Source organism: Kitasatospora sp. NPDC059817, from assembly GCF_042731835.1.
Taxonomy (GTDB): Bacteria; Actinomycetota; Actinomycetes; order Streptomycetales; family Streptomycetaceae; genus Kitasatospora.
In genome coordinates, this window is the sequence record NZ_JBHWIR010000090.1 from 1 (window position 1) to 14,798 (window position 14,798).

Below are 14,798 nucleotides of genomic sequence, written 5' to 3' on the forward strand. Positions count from 1 at the left end.
CGCGGGCGGCCCCCCCCCCGCGGCGGGCCCCCCCCGGGGGCGACCCCGCCCCGCCGCCCCCGGCGGCGCCCCCGCCCCCCCGGGGGGGGGCCGGGGGGCCGGGCCGGGTGCCGTCAGGGCCTCAGGAGGTCAGCGCCTCCGGGCCTGCGGGGCGGTTCAGGCGGCGGTGCGACCGTGGCGGCCACGGCGGCGCAGGACGAAGACCGCGGCGCCACCGGCCAGGACCAGGCCACCGGCGACGGCGGCGAGGATCGGGGTCGAGTCACTGGCACCGGTCTGGGCCAGGCCACCGGTGCCCGGGGCGGAGTTGGTCGCGGCCGGGCTCGGGTGCGCGCCGGCGGCGGTGCTGGCACCGGCCGACGGGGTACCGGCCTGGCTCGGGGTGCCACTCGGGGTGCCGGTCGGGGCGGTGCTCGGGGCGCCGCTCGGGGTGCCGCTCGCGGCCGGGGTCGACGGGCCGGAGGTCGGCGGGGTCACGCCGGTCTTGCAGTCCAGGACGCCCTTGAACTCCTTGGCGAAGCCGTTCGGGCCGGTGACGTTGATGTCGTAGGCGGCCTTCTCGGCGACCGGGACGAGCACGTTCTCGGTCTTGCCCGGCTGGACGGTCAGCTGCTTGCCCGGCTTGACCGTGACGGTGGCGGCCTCGTCACCACCGTTGGTGACGGTGACGCGCACGCCGTTGTTCTCGCACTCGACCTGGGCGGTGCTGTCGACCAGCGCGCCCTGGCCCTGCTTCCAGGTGGCCTTGGCGCCGGCGGAGACGCTGAGCTTGCTGGAGCCGGCCAGGATCATGCTCTGGCTGTGCCGCTTCGGGTCGTAGCCCTCGCTGAGGAAGACCCGGCCGCTGGGCACGACGGTGTCGGCGGCGGCGGCCAGGGCGACGGAGCCGTCCGGGGTGCCGGCCGGCACGTCCAGGAACAGCTGGGTCTCCTTGATCGGACCGGTCAGGGTGGCGCCGACCGGCTTGCCGTCCTTGTCCACCACCTTGACCTTGTCGGCGGCGTCACCGGTGACGGTGAGCTTCACCTCGGCGGCGCTGGACTTGAGGGTGAAGGGGCCGAGCTTGTTGCCGGACTTGCCGGAGACGGAGTCCGGGTTGAGCGTCAACGAGGGGTTGGGCTCGGCGGCGATGCCCTTGTTGGCGTCGCCGAGCAGGTAGTCGCGCAGCTTCTTGGCCTTGGCGTTGCGCGGGGTGGCGTTCTTGTTGTCCGAGAACTTCCAGATCGCGGCCTGGGTGCCCGCGGCGGCGTCCTCGGCGGTCAGGCCGTCGACGCCGACGGTCTTGCCGAGCGCCGTCAGGTCCTTGACCTGCGGGTAGGAGTTCTCCAGGATCCAGCGGATCTTGGAGGCCGCCTCGACCTTGTTCTTGCCGCCGAGGGAGCTCGACTTCCAGTCCGACTCCTGGTACTTCGCGGCGCTGTCCAGGTAGACCGGGTTGTCGAAGTCGATGCAGTAGGTCTGGATCTCGCCGTTGGACGTCTTGAGGGTGAACAGACCGCCGTCGACGGTCCCCTTGCCCTCGACGTCGATCTTCTCGCCCACCATCGTGTTCTGGAGGACGGCCTTGACGCCCGCACCCGGGGTGTCCGCCGCGGCCGCCGCACCGGCCGCGAACAGGCCCCCGCCCAACACCAGGCTGGTCGTGAGCATGACAGTGGTTATGCGGGGGAGACTCCGCACCTGCCTCTGGAACATCTGGGATCCCTCCGGGGCCGGGCCGCACCGATGGACAGCCCGCCGACTTGCCGTGCCGCGCGCGCCCCCTGTGGCGCTGCTGCGGGTATGAACCAGACGAATCCTATTGAGCCCCGCAGGCCCCGAAACCCCCATGCGAAATCAGGACGATTCCGTATCTGGATCGTTATCAACCCCCTCAGTTTCGACACAAGCTGACGATCAGCCAGAATCTCCTCGCGACTTTTCGTTATCCGGGCGAGATTGCGCATGCGGGCGCAACAACAGTCTCGATCAACATATTTGTCGACAGTTAAGGTCATCGACCCGTCAGATCAGCGCAGCCTGCTCGTCACCTCCCCGCTCCCCCTCGGCCACCCTGCCCCGCTCCCCCGCCTCCGCCTCCGACGCCCCGTCCGACACCGGCCGCGCCGGCGGCGGGGGCTCCGGCGGGCGCGGCGCCGAGGCCACCGCCAAGGCCTTCCGCGCCTCCAGCGCGTCGGCGATCCACCCCGGCACCACCCCTGCCCCGGCCTGCGCCCCGCTCGGCCCGGTGGCGCCCGACGGCTGCCCGCGCACCCCCGCCGCCCAACGGAACGCCGAGGTACCACGGGTGAGGTCGTGTCCGACCGATCGGGCGTCGATCTCGGCCCCGGTGCGCTTCACCTCGCCGTCGGCCCACTCCCGCAGCCGCAGCCGACCACTCACCAACACCGGATCCCCCTTGGCGAGCGAACCGATCAGATTGACCGCGAGCCCCCGCCAGGCCGTCACCGTCAGCCACTGCGTCTCGCCGTCCGCCCAGCACTCGCGCTGCCGGTCGTACCGGCGCTCGGTGCAGCCGAGCCGGAACTTGGCCATCGGCACCCCGCTGCCCGTTTCGCCGTAGCTCACCTCCGTCGCGACAATGCCGACGATCGTCACCTGCATCTCGTTCACAGTGCACTCTCCGTTCTCGCCGATGCACCGTACGGAATCGACCGGTGCGCGTCGAGAGTGCGCTTCGCGGGAAATCCCCGCCAGAGAGTTCTGAAATCCTGTGGACAACTCGATGCCTCGGAAAACCGACGTCACTCGCAGGGGTGAATTTCGGCCTTTCGGCACCCCTTCGAGCCCATCTCATCGCGGTCATGACAACAAACCGGCTGCTCGCCGCCCCCAACCGACACGCCCCGGAACAGCGCCGACCGACCGTCCGCGCACGTCATCCGACCGGAGGAAGCCGAATACGGCCCCCCACCCGCACCGGTGGCGACACATTCTCCGTGCCGAATCCATAACGGGTGGGGCGGCAGCCCCGTAACGACTGCACAACGTCCGGCTCGGAACACTCCCAGACCGCTGCACTCACGGCGTTCACCTGCGATTATCGGACCGCTCCACCGAACCGACACACCAACGGCGGTGTCGTCACACTCGGCCGAGGAACTGGGCACCCTTATCCTGTCCCCGACAGGTCGAGGGCCCACCGACCCCCACCCTCACGGCACGGGGCCGGACACGCGCGCCCCCGGCGCTCGTCGCCCGACCCGGCCACGGTCACGCCCGCCCGGGCGCAGCCCGTCCCGCCCCCATAGCTCAGCGGATAGAGCACCCGCCTTCTAAGCGGTAGGTCGCAGGTTCGAATCCTGCTGGGGGCACCACCTCGGCATTCCCGCAGGCCGCCAGGCCGGCGGCCGCATTGCCCGGCCGTCGCGGGCTCCCGGAAATCCCCTCCGCACACCGCCTGATTGCGTACACCCACCGCACCTAACCCGTGACGATGCGTGTCATGGCCGCTGCGATAACAGGCTGCTCCGGATGACCGCCACTGCGGATCGGATGCGGGAGAAGACCCGAACAACCGAAATCCCGGGCGAATCACGCTCCGGGGACAATCCGCCCCACCGACCCGGCCGGGAGCCGCTCGGTCGGGTTCCCGACCGGCCGCTCGGCCCGTGATCGCGAGCCCGGCCGGCCGCTCAGCCGATGGCGGCGAGCCTGCCGCCGGTGGCGCGTCAGTCGGCGGTGGCGCGTCAGCCGGCGGTGGCGAGCCCGGCCAGGTAGGCGTCCAGCAGAGCGGTCTGCCGCTCGGGCGGGAACTCCGCCGGGGCGAACAGCACCTGCACCACCAGGCCGAGCGCGAAGGCCTGCGCACCGGTCGCGAGCGCGGCGGCGTCGGCCCCGGCCGGGAGCTCCCCGAGCCGCTGGGCGTCCGCGACGTGCACCGCGAGGGCCTCGCGCGAGCGGGCGTAGCGACCCGCGTGCGCGGCCGCGAGCGCGGGGTCCGACAGGGCGACGTCCCAGGAGCCGACCCAGATCCGGTTGCCGGCCGCCGCCGCCCCGTCGAGCGGCAGGACGTCGAGCAGCGCGGCCCGCAGTCGGGCCAGCCCGGGGGGTGGCGGCGGGGTGCCGTCGGCGGGGGCGGTGCGCCGGGGCCGGGAGCCGGAGCGCCGGTCGAGTTCGTCCAGGGCGTGGCTCAGCAGGGCCCGCTTGTTGGGGAAGTAGTGCGTCAACAGGCCGGTGGAGGCGCCCAGTTCGGTGGCCACGGCACGCAGGGTCAGCCCTTCGAAGCCACGGCTGGAGAGCACCCGCCACACGCCCTCGGACACTTCCAGGCGGCGGGCGTCATGGTCTCCACGGGCCGGTGTCATGGGGGTCATCGTACATACCAAACGTTTGTTATGTATGGTTCCCAGCACACCGCGCATCCCGTGGACCGTGCATCCCGTGAAAGGCCAGCCCATGTTTGCCGTACCGCTCGCCGAGAACGCCGAACTGCGCCCGCTGGAGCCGTGGCAGGCGGCCGAGTTCCTGGCCCACATCGACCGCGCCCGCGCCCACACCGATCCGTGGATCCCCTGGGCCACCCGCTCCACCGACCTCGACTCCGCCCGCGCCACCCTCCAGCGCTACGCCGACCAGCAGGCCGCCGACAGCGGCCGGATCTACGGCATCTGGCGGGACGGCACGCTGGTCGGCGGCGTGATGTTCGTGAGCTTCAACGCCCAGAGCGGCGTCTGCGAGATCGGCGCCTGGACCGAGCCGGCCGGCGAGGGCGGCGGGCTGATCACCGCCGCCGTCCGGGTGCTGATCGACTACGCCTTCACCACCCGCGGCCTGCACCGCGCCGAGTGGTGGTGCTCCGCCGGCAACGCCCGCAGCCGGGCCGTCGCCGAGCGGATCGGCATGAGCCTGGACGGCACCCTGCGCGAGTGGTACCCGCACAACGGGGTCCGCCACGACAAGCAGATCTGGTCGATCCTGGCTCCGGAGTGGACGCCCGGGGCCTGACCGGACGCGGAGGGGCCCGGTGGACACCCCCGTGTCCCACCGGACCCCGCACCCCGGACCGTCGCCCCAGACCCCTCAGGCCCGTCAGGCCGCCAGCACCGGCGGCTCCGCCGCCGCCACCGCCCTGGGCACCCGCAGCGCGAGCAGCAGGACCAGCACCAGCAGCCCGCCGGCCGACACGAACACCACGTCGACGGCGTCCGTGAAGCTGCGCAGCGCGTGCTCGCGGGCCGCGCCGCCGAGCGTCCGGACGGCGCCGAGCGGCAGGCCGGGCTCGCCGTCCGCGAACTCCCGGGCCAGCACGGTGCCGAAGAGCGCCGCGCCGAGCGCGCTGCCGAGGGTCTGGAAGAAGCGGATCCCGGTGGTCGCGACGCCGAGCTGGTGCCGGGGGACGGACTCCTGCACCACCGTGACCAGTTGGCCGATCAGCTGGCCCATCCCGACGCCCAGCAGGGCGAGTTCGCCGCAGACCGCCCACAGCCCGGTGGTCGGGCCGCTGAGGCCGAGCAGGAGCAGGGCGATCGCCGCGCAGCCCGCGCCGGCCACCAGGAAGGTGCGCTCCGCATGGCCGCGGGCGGTGAGCCGGCCGGCCAGCAGGCCGACCGCCGTCATCCCGCCCGCCATCGGGATCAGGTAGAGGCTGGCCGAGGTGGGGTCGACGCCGCGGGCGATCTGCAGGTAGAGCATCACGTAGACGATCGAGCCGGTCATACCCATCCCGACCAGGCCCTGGATCGCGAAGCCGAGGCGCACCACGCCGATCCGGAACAGCGACAGCGGCAGCACCGGCTCGGCGGCGGCGGCCTGGCGCCACACGAAGAGGCCGAGCGCGGCCAGGGTGGCGGCGACGAGCCCGAGGATCACCGGGGAGGTCCAGGCGTAGTCCTTGCCGCCCCACTCGGTGACCAGCAGCAGCCCGGTCGCGAAGGCGGCCGCGAGGGCCGCGCCGAGGAAGTCCAGGCTGCGGCGGCCGGCCGCCGGCGGCAGCTTGATCACCAGGGCGGTGCCGACCAGGACGAGCAGGCCGAGCGGCAGGTTGACGTAGAAGATCCAGCGCCAGCCGAGGTGGTCGGTGAACAGCGCCCCGATCAGCGGGCCGACCGCCATGCCGATGCCCGCGACGATCCCGCCCATCGCGCCGCCCTTGCCGCTGCCGCGCTCGGCCGGGTCCTTGAGGTGGGCGACGACCACCATGGTGACGCTCATCAGCCCGCCGCCGCCGATGCCCTGGAGGGCCCGGAAGGCGATCAGCTGGCCCATCGACTGCGCGAGCCCGCAGAGCGCCGAGCCGACCAGGAAGGTGCCGACCGCGCCGAGCAGCACGCGTTTGGCGCCGTACAGGTCGCAGAGCTTGCCGTAGAGCGGCAGCAGCGCGGTCGCGGCGAGAGCGAACGAGCTGATCAGCCAGGGCAGCCGGTCGACGCCGTGGACGGGGTCGAGCTCCCGGACGATCGGCACGGTGGCCGCGGACACGATGTTCATGTCGAGCACGGCCAGCACGATCGTGACCAGGCAGAGCAGCATGCCCAGGTTGCGCTGGGCCGGTGTCATCAAGGCAGGGGCAGCGGGCGCCATCGGTAAGTCCCCCCAGGGTCGGTGGAGTTCGGGCCGGGCCGGTGCGGCCGGCGGCACGCCCTCACCATGGCAGTTTTTTTATACCTGGTCAATTCTTAATCTCGGCTCAATCTTCATCCTGGTCGATCTTTGATCCTGGTACAGTCGAGCCATGGCGACGCACACCGGCTTCAGCCCCGACGACGACCGCGACCTCGACGCCCTCCCGCTGCGCGAGCGCAAGAAGATCCAGACCGGCATCCGGATCTGGCGCACCGCCATCGGGCTGTTCGCCGAGCGGGACTTCGACCAGGTCTCGGTGGCCGAGATCGCGGCCGCCGCCGAGGTGTCCAAGATGACCGTCTTCAACTACTTCCCCACCAAGGAAGACCTGGTCATGGCCCCCATGGAGCAGCACCTCGACGAGCCGGCCCGGGTGGTCCGCGAACGCGCCCCCGGCACCTCGGCGGTGGCGGCGCTGCGCGAGCAGTACCTCGCCGCGCTGGAGCAGCACGACCCGGCCACCGGGCTGAGCGACGAACCGCTCGTGCTCGACGTGGTCCGGCTGATCCACCGCACCCCGGCCCTGGCGATGCGCGCCACCGCCGGCTTCGGCCGGCACGCGCAGGGCCTGCTGACCACCGAACTCCTCGCCCAGGACCCGGCCCACGACGAGCTCACCGCACAGATCGCCGCCGCCCAACTGCTGGCCGCCCGACTGGCCCTGACCACCGAGAACCAGCGCAGGATACTGACCGGCGAACGCGCCGCGGCCGCCCTGCCCGCCGCCCTCGACCGGGCCGCACGCGCCTTCGCCCTGGTCGAGGGCGGCCTCGGCGACTACTGCGCCGTCACCTCCTGAGAGAGTGGGCGCACCACGACCGCCCGGAGGTGCGCATGGACCAGCCGCTGCTCACGCGGGACCGCTCCGCCCTGCCCACCCACGCCGAGGGCCTGCACGCGTACGTCGGCGAGGACGGCGTCGCCGTCCTGGAGTTCGCCCGACCGCACCGGCGCAACGCGGTGACCCTGGAGATCTGGCAGGCGCTGCCGAAGGTGCTGCTGCGCCTCGCCGAGCAGCCGGGGGTGCGCGCCCTGCTGGTCACCGGCGCCGGCGGCACCTTCAGCGCGGGCGCGGACATCGCCGAACTCGCCGAGGTGTACGGCGATCCGGAGCGCGCGGACGCCTACCACGCGGTCAACGTCGCCGCAGAGGAGGCACTGGCGGCCTTCCCGCACCCGACCGTCGCCGTGGTGCAGGGCGCCTGCGTGGGCGGCGGCTGCCAGCTGGCCGTCGCGTGCGACCTGCGGTTCGTCGCCGAGGACGCCCGGCTGGGAATCACCCCGGCCAAGCTCGGCGTGGTCTACCCGGCGGTGCCGACCGTACGGCTGGCCCGGCTGGTCGGCCCGGCCCGCGCCAAGTACCTGCTGTTCTCCGGCGAGTTGGTGACGGGCCGCGACGCGCTGCCGCTGGGCCTGGCGGAGCGCGTCCTGCCGGGCGCCGAACTGGACGCCGCCGCGCTGGAGTTCGCCCGACTGCTGACCCGGCGCTCGGCCCAGACCATCGGTGCGGCGAAGGCCGCGCTGGCCGTCCCGGCGGAGCGGGCGGCGCAGGCGCTGGCGCCCTGGGAGCGCCGCTCCCGGGAGACCTCGGACGTGCCCGAGGGGCTGGCCGCGTTCCTGGAGGGCCGCCCGGCGCGGTTCTGACCGGGGCCGGGCCTCAGGTCCGGGCACCGGCTCCGACCGGGGCCGGGCCTCAGGTCCGGGCACCGGCCGCGCGGACGGACTCGCGTACGATCATCCGATCGGCGCCGGACCGTCCCGACGCCCGCGCCCCGACGCCCCCGTCGCGCCGACCCTTCACGCCGAGCCCTCACGCCGACCCCTTTGCGCACCCGGAGCACACACCCCGATGACGACCGAGGCCACGACCGCCCCCACCAGCCGGACGATCTGGGCCCGCCGGGTCACCGACGGCGTCGAGCCGAAGAACGTCATCATCGCGATGCTCCCGCTGATGGGCGTCATCCGCTACGGCTGGACGGGCCTCGGCTGGGCGGCCTTCGCGGCCCTGTTCGCGGCCGTCATCCCGACCATGTTCATCCAGCGCGGCATCCGCAAGGGCACCCTGGAGGACCGCCACGTCGGCCACCGGCAGCGCCGGCTGACCGTCATCCCGTTCATCATGGGCTCGGTCGCGACCAGCTTCGCCGTGATGCTCTGGCTGGACGCCCCGGCCGACCTGACCGCGATGGTGCTGGCGATGTTCGCCTCGCTGGTCCCGATCCTGGTGATCACCGTCTGGTGGAAGGTGTCCGTGCACACCGCCGTGGCCGCCGGCGCGGTGGTCTGCCTCGGGATCGCGCTCGGCCCGCTGTGGCTGCTGCTCGCCCCGCTGGTCGCGGCGATCGGCTGGTCCCGGGTGGTGCTGCGGGACCACACCACCGCGCAGACCATCGTCGGCGCGGCGGTGGGCGCGCTCACCGCCGGAATCGTCTTCTGGGCGGCCCGGTAGCCCGGCGGGCCGACTGCCCAACAGCCCGGTAGCAGGGCTCAGCGGATCGGCATCCCCGAGATCGCCCGCGCGATCACCAGCCGCTGGATCTCGCTGGTCCCCTCGAAGATCGAGTAGATCGCGCTGTCCCGGTGCATCCGCTCCACCGGGTACTCCCGGGTGAAGCCGTTGCCGCCGAGGATCTGCATCGCCTGCGCGGTGACCCACTTGGCCGTCTCGCCCGCGTACAGCTTGGACATCGAGCCCTCGGCCGCGGTGAACGGCTGGTTGTTGGCCGCCATCCAGGAGGCCCGCCACACCAGCAGGCGGGAGGCGTCGATCCGGGTCTTCATGTCGGCGAGCTGGAAGGCCACGCCCTGGTTGTCGATGATCGGGCGGCCGAACTGCTCGCGGGTCCTCGCGTAGTCCAGCGCCACCTCGTACGCGGCCCGGGCGATGCCGATCGCCTGCGCGCCGACGGCCGGCCGGGAGGCCTCGAAGGTGGCCATCGCCGCGTTGCCCCTGCCCCCCGGGCGCTTGACCCCTTCACGGGCCCGGGCCAGCCGCTCGTCCAGCTTCTCCTTGCCGCCGAGCAGGCAGCTGCCGGGCACCCGGACGCCGTCCAGCACCACCTCGGCGGTGTGCGAGGCGCGGATGCCGTGCTTCTTGAACTTCTGGCCCTGGCTCAGCCCGGGGGTGCCCGGCGGGACGACGAAGGAGGCCTGGCCTTTCGCCCCGAGCTCCGGGTCGACGGTGGCGACGACGACGTGGACGGCGGCGATCCCGCCGTTGGTGGCCCAGGTCTTGGTGCCGTTGAGCACCCACTCGTCCTTGGCCCCGTCGTACACCGCCCGGGTGCGCAGCGCGGAGACGTCGGAGCCCGCGTCGGGCTCGGAGGAGCAGAACGCGGCCACCTTGAGGTCGTCCGGGGTGCCGAACATCTGCGGGGTCCAGGTGCCGATCTGCTCGTCGGTGCCGTTGGCGAGCACCGCGACGGCGGCCAGCGTGGTGCCGACGATGGACAGCCCGATGCCCGCGTCGCCCCAGAAGAGCTCCTCCATGGCGATCGGGATGCCGACGCCGGAGGGGTCGAAGTACTGCTGGGCGTAGAAGTCCAGCGAGTAGATGCCCAGCTTGGCGGCCTCCTGGATGATCGGCCAGGGGGTCTCCTCGCGCTCGTCCCACTCGGCCGCGGCGGGGCGGACGACGTCGGCGGCGAAGCCGTGCAGCCAGTCGCGTACGGCGAGCTGGTCCGCGCCCGGGTCCAGCGAGAACGTGCTGCTCATGGTGCTTGCCTCCGAAGAAGGGGTACGGCCGACCAGGGGGGGTTACCTCGGGTAACATCGTCGGAGTCTGCTACTGATTGGTAACCGGTGTCAACGCCCAGTCAGACCCCGAATCCAAGGAGCAGCACATGTCCCGAGAGCCCCGCCGCGAGCAGCTGCTCAACGCCGCCGACCGGGTCATCCAGCGGAACGGCCCGACCGCCAGCATGAACGCCATCGCCGCCGAGGCCGGCATCACCAAACCGATCCTCTACCGCCACTTCGGCGACCGGAACGGCCTGATCACAGCCCTCACCGAGCGCCACACCAGCGGCCTGCTGGCCGCCGTCCGGGCCGCCCTCGCCGAACCGCTGGAGCGCCGCGACCGGGTCGAACACGTCCTGGACACCTACCTGGCCGGGATCGAGGCCCGCCCACAGGTCTACCGGCTGCTCACCCACCCCGAACCGGGCGACCCGAGCGGCCCCGGCACCGCACTCGCCCCCGCACTGCGGCAGATCGCCGCGGAGATCACCCGGGCCGTGCAGAGCCAGGTCGACCTCGGCGCCGACCGCGAGCTGCTCGCCGAGGCCTGGGGCCGGGGCATCACCGGCATGGTGCTGGCGGCCGGCGACTGGTGGCTGGAGACCAGACCCTGCTCACGCACCCGCATGGTGCAGGCGCTCGCCGACCTGCTCTGGGGCCGCCTGGCCGCCGCCGCAGACCTGCCCACCCCCGCCACCCCGGCCCCGACCCCGACCCCGACCCCGGCTCCGGCTCCGGCCCCGGACGCCGACTGAACTCCCCTTCCGCGCAAGGCCCTTGTGCGACACCCGGCACCGCAGGCATCATCGGGCCCCCACCCCCGCGCCGTACGAGGTCCCGATGCGCCTGCGCCGCACCGCCGCCGCCCTGCTGCTCTCCGCCACCACGGCCCTCACCGCGGCCCCCGCCACCCCCGCCGCCGCGCACGACGGCGCCCACGGCGGCCCGCCCGCGCGGTTCCCCGCCGCAACGGCCACCGGCCCCGACGGCCGCACCGCCTTCACCGACGCCCAGGGCCGCCGCCTCCACCTGCGCGGCTTCAACCTCGACAAGTACGCCGAGACCACCGAGGCCGACCTCAAGTCCCTGGCCGCGCAGGGCTTCACCCTGATCCGGGTGGCGGTCTCCTGGAACAGGCTGGAGCCCGTCCGCGGCCGCCTCGACCCGACCGAACTGCACCGGCTGCGCCAACTCCTCGGCTGGGCCGACCGGTACGGCCTGCTCGCCCTGATCGACCTGCACCAGGACGTCTACGGGCCGGCGTTCGGCGGCGGCGACCGCGGCATCCCGCCCTGGGCCACCCGGGACGACGGCCTGCCGTTCACCCCCGACCCGAACGACTGGTTCGCCGGCTACTTCCAGCCCGCCGTCCAGGCCGCCTTCCGCCACCTCTACGACGACCCCGACCTGCGTGCCTGGCAGGCCGACTTCTACACCCGGCTCGCCCTCGAACTGCGCGGCCACCGCTCGCTGCTGGGCTACGACCTGTTCAACGAGCCGTTCGGCCCGGTGGACGGCGACCCGACCGACCCGGCCGTCCTCGCCGCCGCCTCCGCCGCCCTCGAACAGGGCCGGCTCGCCGACATGTACCGCCGCCTGATCGCCGCCGTACGCCGGGTCGACTCCCGCGCCTGGCTGTTCGTCGAACCCACCGTCCTGGTCGGCCAGGGCGTGCCCACCCGGCTGCCCGGCTTCGACGACCCTCGCCCCGGCCCGCCCCGGCTCGGCTACGCACCGCACTTCTACGACACCGCGGTCGAGAACGGCGCCGACTGGGACCCGGCCGACGGCTTCGTCGAGCGCTACACCGCCGCGATCACCGCCTACCCCGCCGCCCACCGCCTGCCCGTCCTGGTCGGCGAATGGGGCCCGCCCGACTCCCGCAGGCCGGGCAACACCCTGCTGGTCCGCCGGCAGGTCGCCGCGATGGACGGCTTCGCCGAGGGCTGGACCATGTGGTACTGGTGCCGCGGCACCGGCGGCTACTGCGCGCTCGACCCGGCCGGGCGCCCCGCCCCCGGCGACGAACCCGCCTTCGGCCCGTACCCGGCGGCCGTCGCCGGAACGGACGTGCGCACCGGCGCCACCACCGTCCACTGGAGCGCCGACGGCACCCGGCACGGCAGCGAACTCGTCCTGCCCCCGGCGGCGTTCCCGCACGGCGCCGACGTCACCGTCACCCCCGCCGCCGCCCGCGTCGACGTCGAGCAGCCGGCCGGCGGGCGGGCCGGAACCGTCCGGATCCGCCTCCCGCACGCCCGCCCGGGCACCCCGGTGACGGTCACGGTCACACCGCGCTGACCGCCACCGGGGCCGCCCGGGAAACGGCTAGACCAGGCCCCGCCGCGCCAGCAGCGGCCCGGTCTCCGGCGCCCGGCCGACCACCGCACGGAAGGACTCCAGCGGGTCCCGGCCGTAGCCGCGCGCCAGCAGCTCGCGCCGGAACAGCTCGCCGCTCTCCCGCACCGCGCGCCCGTTGCCCTCGAACCACTGCACGGTGTCGGCGTCCAGCACCTCCGACCAGATGTACGCGTAGTACCCGGCGCTGTAGCCGCTGGCGAAGACGTGCTGGAAGTACGCCGTCCGGTAGCGCGGCGGGATCGCCGGCACCGCGATCCCGGCCTCCGCCAGCGCCCGTGCCTCGAACTCCTCGGCGTCCGCGATCTCCCGGCCCTGCGGCACGGTGTGCCAGGCCCAGTCCAGCAGCGTCGCCGCGAGGTACTCCACCGTCCGGAAGCCCTCCCCGAAGCCCTCGGCCGCCACCATCCGCTCGACCAGCTCGGCCGGCAGCGGCTCCCCGGTCACGTGGTGGCGCGCGTAGTTGGCCAGCACCTCCGGCCGGACCATCCACATCTCGTTGACCTGCGAGGGGAACTCGACGAAGTCCCGGGGCACCGAGGTGCCCGCGAACAGCGGGTACCGCACGTCCGAGAACAGCCCGTGCAGCGCGTGCCCGAACTCGTGGAAGAGCGTGCGCACCTCGTCCCAGGCCAGCAGCACCGGCTCGCCCGGCGCCGGGCGGGCGATGTTCAGGTTGTTGATCACCACCGGCCGGCGGCCGGTCAGCCCCGCCTGACTCACCAGCTCGTCCATCCAGGCACCGCCGCGCTTGGACGCCCGGGCGTGGAAGTCGCCGATGAACAGGCCCAGCGAACCGCCGTCCTCCTCGAACACCTCGAAGACCCGCGCGTCCGGGTGGTGGGCCGTCAGGTCCGGCCGCTCGGTGAAGGTCAGCCCGTACGCCAGCCCCGCGGCGAAGAACACGCCGTCCCGGAGCACCCGCTCCAGCTCGAAGTACGGGCGCAGCACCGCCGCGTCCACCTGGTAGGAGCTCTGCCGGACCTTCTCCGAGTAGTACGCCCAGTCGTGCGCGGCGATCTCCTCGATCCCGTCCGCCGCCGCCAGCTTGGCCAGCTCGGCGGCCTCCCGGCCGGCGTTGGCCACCGCCGGACCCACCAGCCGGGCCAGCAGTCCGGACACCGCCTCCACCGTGCCCGCGGTCTCGTCCTCCACCACGTACGCGGCGTGGCTCGGGTGCCCCAGCAGCGCGGCCCGCTCGGCGCGCAGCCCGGCCATCCGGATCGCCAGCGGGCCGTTGACCGCCAGGCCCCGGTCGAGCGAGGCCGCCAGCAGCCGCTCGCGCACCGACCGGTCGGTCAGCCGGGCTAGTTCGGGCTGGCCGGAGGTGCTCTTCAGGGACAGCACGAACCGGCCCTCCTGCCCGAGCACCCGGGCGTTCTCCGCAGCGGCGGCGACCTCGTCCGCGGACAGCCCGTCCAGCTCCTCGGCCGCGTCCACGACCAGCGCGGCGGCCTTGCTGGCGGCGTTCACGTTCTGCTGGAACGTCGTGCCGAGCCCCGCGAGTTCGGCGTTCAGCTCGCGCAGCCGGGCCTGCTCCGCCTCGCCCAGCCGGGCGCCGGAGCGGACGAAACGGGTGTGCCGGGTCTCCAGCAGCCGCAGCGACTCCGGGTCCAGACCCAGGTCGGCGCGGCGCCCGTACAGCTCCTCGATCCGGGCGAACAGGGCGCGGTCCAGGTGGATCGCGTCGTGGTGCGCGGCCAGCAGCGGGCTCACCGCGGTCTCCACCTCGTCGACCGGCTCGCTGGTGTCCGAGGACGACTGGTTGCGGAACACCGCGTCCACCCGGCGCAGCAGCTCCCCGGAACGCTCCAGGGCGACCAGGGTGTTGTCCGGCGTCGGCGGCCGCGGATCCGCGGTGATCGCCGCGATCTCGGCCAGCTGCTCCGCCATCCCGCGCTCGTACGCGGGCAGGAAGTGCTCCGGCCGGATCTCGGCGAAGGGCGGCAGTTCGTAGACCAGGGGGCTGGGCTTGAAGAACGGGTTCTCGGTCATTTCGCCGACCCTACGCCGTGTCACCCACCCTGCCTATGCGCCCCCGCCCCCGTTGTCGTACCCACCCGTTAACGTCGAGCCCGGACACCCGAACGACCGCACACCCGTACCCGTACCCGCACGCCAGAACAGCGCGCCGG

The 14,798-nt window shown here is 73.4% G+C and carries 12 protein-coding genes and 1 tRNA gene; 7 read left to right on the plus strand and 6 right to left on the minus strand.

Translation table 11 applies throughout. The annotated features are described in order from the left end of the window. Positions 1 to 156: 156 nt before the first annotated feature. Together ACFV61_RS20135 and ACFV61_RS20140 are read right to left on the minus strand one after the other, a co-directional pair. Positions 157 to 1,650, minus strand: a complete 1,494-nt coding sequence (locus tag ACFV61_RS20135) for a Cys-Gln thioester bond-forming surface protein (protein WP_380423506.1) — start codon at positions 1,648 to 1,650, stop codon at positions 157 to 159. Between the two features lie 354 nt (positions 1,651 to 2,004). Beyond that, positions 2,005 to 2,604 (minus strand): single-stranded DNA-binding protein, encoded by a 600-nt coding sequence (locus ACFV61_RS20140; RefSeq protein WP_380377841.1) that lies wholly within the window; start codon positions 2,602 to 2,604, stop codon positions 2,005 to 2,007. A 637-nt stretch (positions 2,605 to 3,241) separates the two neighbouring features. On the opposite strand from ACFV61_RS20140, the gene ACFV61_RS20145 reads away from it, so the two are divergent. Then, positions 3,242 to 3,317 (plus strand) — tRNA-Arg (locus ACFV61_RS20145). Positions 3,318 to 3,689: 372 nt separating this feature from the next. Here the strand turns inward: ACFV61_RS20145 and ACFV61_RS20150 are convergent. Continuing rightward, on the minus strand, positions 3,690 to 4,307 hold the full coding sequence (locus ACFV61_RS20150; RefSeq protein ID WP_380338000.1) for a TetR/AcrR family transcriptional regulator: 618 nt from the start codon (positions 4,305 to 4,307) through the stop codon (positions 3,690 to 3,692). A 91-nt stretch (positions 4,308 to 4,398) separates the two neighbouring features. Between ACFV61_RS20150 and ACFV61_RS20155 the strand changes: the two genes are divergently transcribed. Further along, positions 4,399 to 4,947: a GNAT family N-acetyltransferase gene (locus ACFV61_RS20155; protein ID WP_380493044.1), complete on the plus strand. Its 549-nt coding sequence runs from the start codon at positions 4,399 to 4,401 to the stop codon at positions 4,945 to 4,947. Between the two features lie 84 nt (positions 4,948 to 5,031). Here the strand turns inward: ACFV61_RS20155 and ACFV61_RS20160 are convergent, their stop codons facing one another. Further along, complete coding sequence (locus ACFV61_RS20160; RefSeq protein ID WP_380493046.1) at positions 5,032 to 6,498, minus strand: MFS transporter; 1,467 nt, start codon at positions 6,496 to 6,498, stop codon at positions 5,032 to 5,034. A 175-nt stretch (positions 6,499 to 6,673) separates the two neighbouring features. Between ACFV61_RS20160 and ACFV61_RS20165 the strand changes: the two genes are divergently transcribed. The 3 genes from ACFV61_RS20165 to ACFV61_RS20175 all read left to right on the plus strand — a co-directional run bounded on the left by ACFV61_RS20165 (position 6,674) and on the right by ACFV61_RS20175 (position 9,016). Beyond that, positions 6,674 to 7,363: a TetR/AcrR family transcriptional regulator gene (locus ACFV61_RS20165; RefSeq protein WP_380377825.1), complete on the plus strand. Its 690-nt coding sequence runs from the start codon at positions 6,674 to 6,676 to the stop codon at positions 7,361 to 7,363. A 35-nt stretch (positions 7,364 to 7,398) separates the two neighbouring features. After that, positions 7,399 to 8,208: an enoyl-CoA hydratase/isomerase family protein gene (locus ACFV61_RS20170; RefSeq protein ID WP_380493048.1), complete on the plus strand. Its 810-nt coding sequence runs from the start codon at positions 7,399 to 7,401 to the stop codon at positions 8,206 to 8,208. 205 nt (positions 8,209 to 8,413) lie between these two features. Continuing rightward, positions 8,414 to 9,016 carry a hypothetical protein gene (locus tag ACFV61_RS20175; RefSeq protein WP_380493049.1) on the plus strand — a complete coding sequence of 201 codons (603 nt, stop codon included), beginning with the start codon at positions 8,414 to 8,416 and terminating at the stop codon, positions 9,014 to 9,016. Between the two features lie 38 nt (positions 9,017 to 9,054). Here the strand turns inward: ACFV61_RS20175 and ACFV61_RS20180 are convergent, their stop codons facing one another. Continuing rightward, the gene (locus ACFV61_RS20180; protein WP_063349402.1) at positions 9,055 to 10,281 is read right to left on the minus strand and encodes an acyl-CoA dehydrogenase family protein; all 1,227 of its coding nucleotides are present in this window, start codon (positions 10,279 to 10,281) and stop codon (positions 9,055 to 9,057) included. A 128-nt stretch (positions 10,282 to 10,409) separates the two neighbouring features. Between ACFV61_RS20180 and ACFV61_RS20185 the strand changes: the two genes are divergently transcribed. Then, a complete protein-coding gene (locus tag ACFV61_RS20185) occupies positions 10,410 to 11,060 on the plus strand; it encodes a TetR family transcriptional regulator (RefSeq protein WP_380493051.1) in 651 nt (216 codons plus the stop codon). 85 nt (positions 11,061 to 11,145) lie between these two features. Then, positions 11,146 to 12,606 (plus strand): cellulase family glycosylhydrolase, encoded by a 1,461-nt coding sequence (locus ACFV61_RS20190; protein ID WP_380338014.1) that lies wholly within the window; start codon positions 11,146 to 11,148, stop codon positions 12,604 to 12,606. A 27-nt stretch (positions 12,607 to 12,633) separates the two neighbouring features. On the opposite strand, the gene ACFV61_RS20195 is transcribed toward ACFV61_RS20190, so the two are convergent. Beyond that, positions 12,634 to 14,658, minus strand: coding sequence for a M3 family metallopeptidase (locus ACFV61_RS20195; protein ID WP_380493053.1), 2,025 nt, complete (start codon positions 14,656 to 14,658; stop codon positions 12,634 to 12,636). Between the last annotated feature and the right edge of the window lie 140 nt (positions 14,659 to 14,798).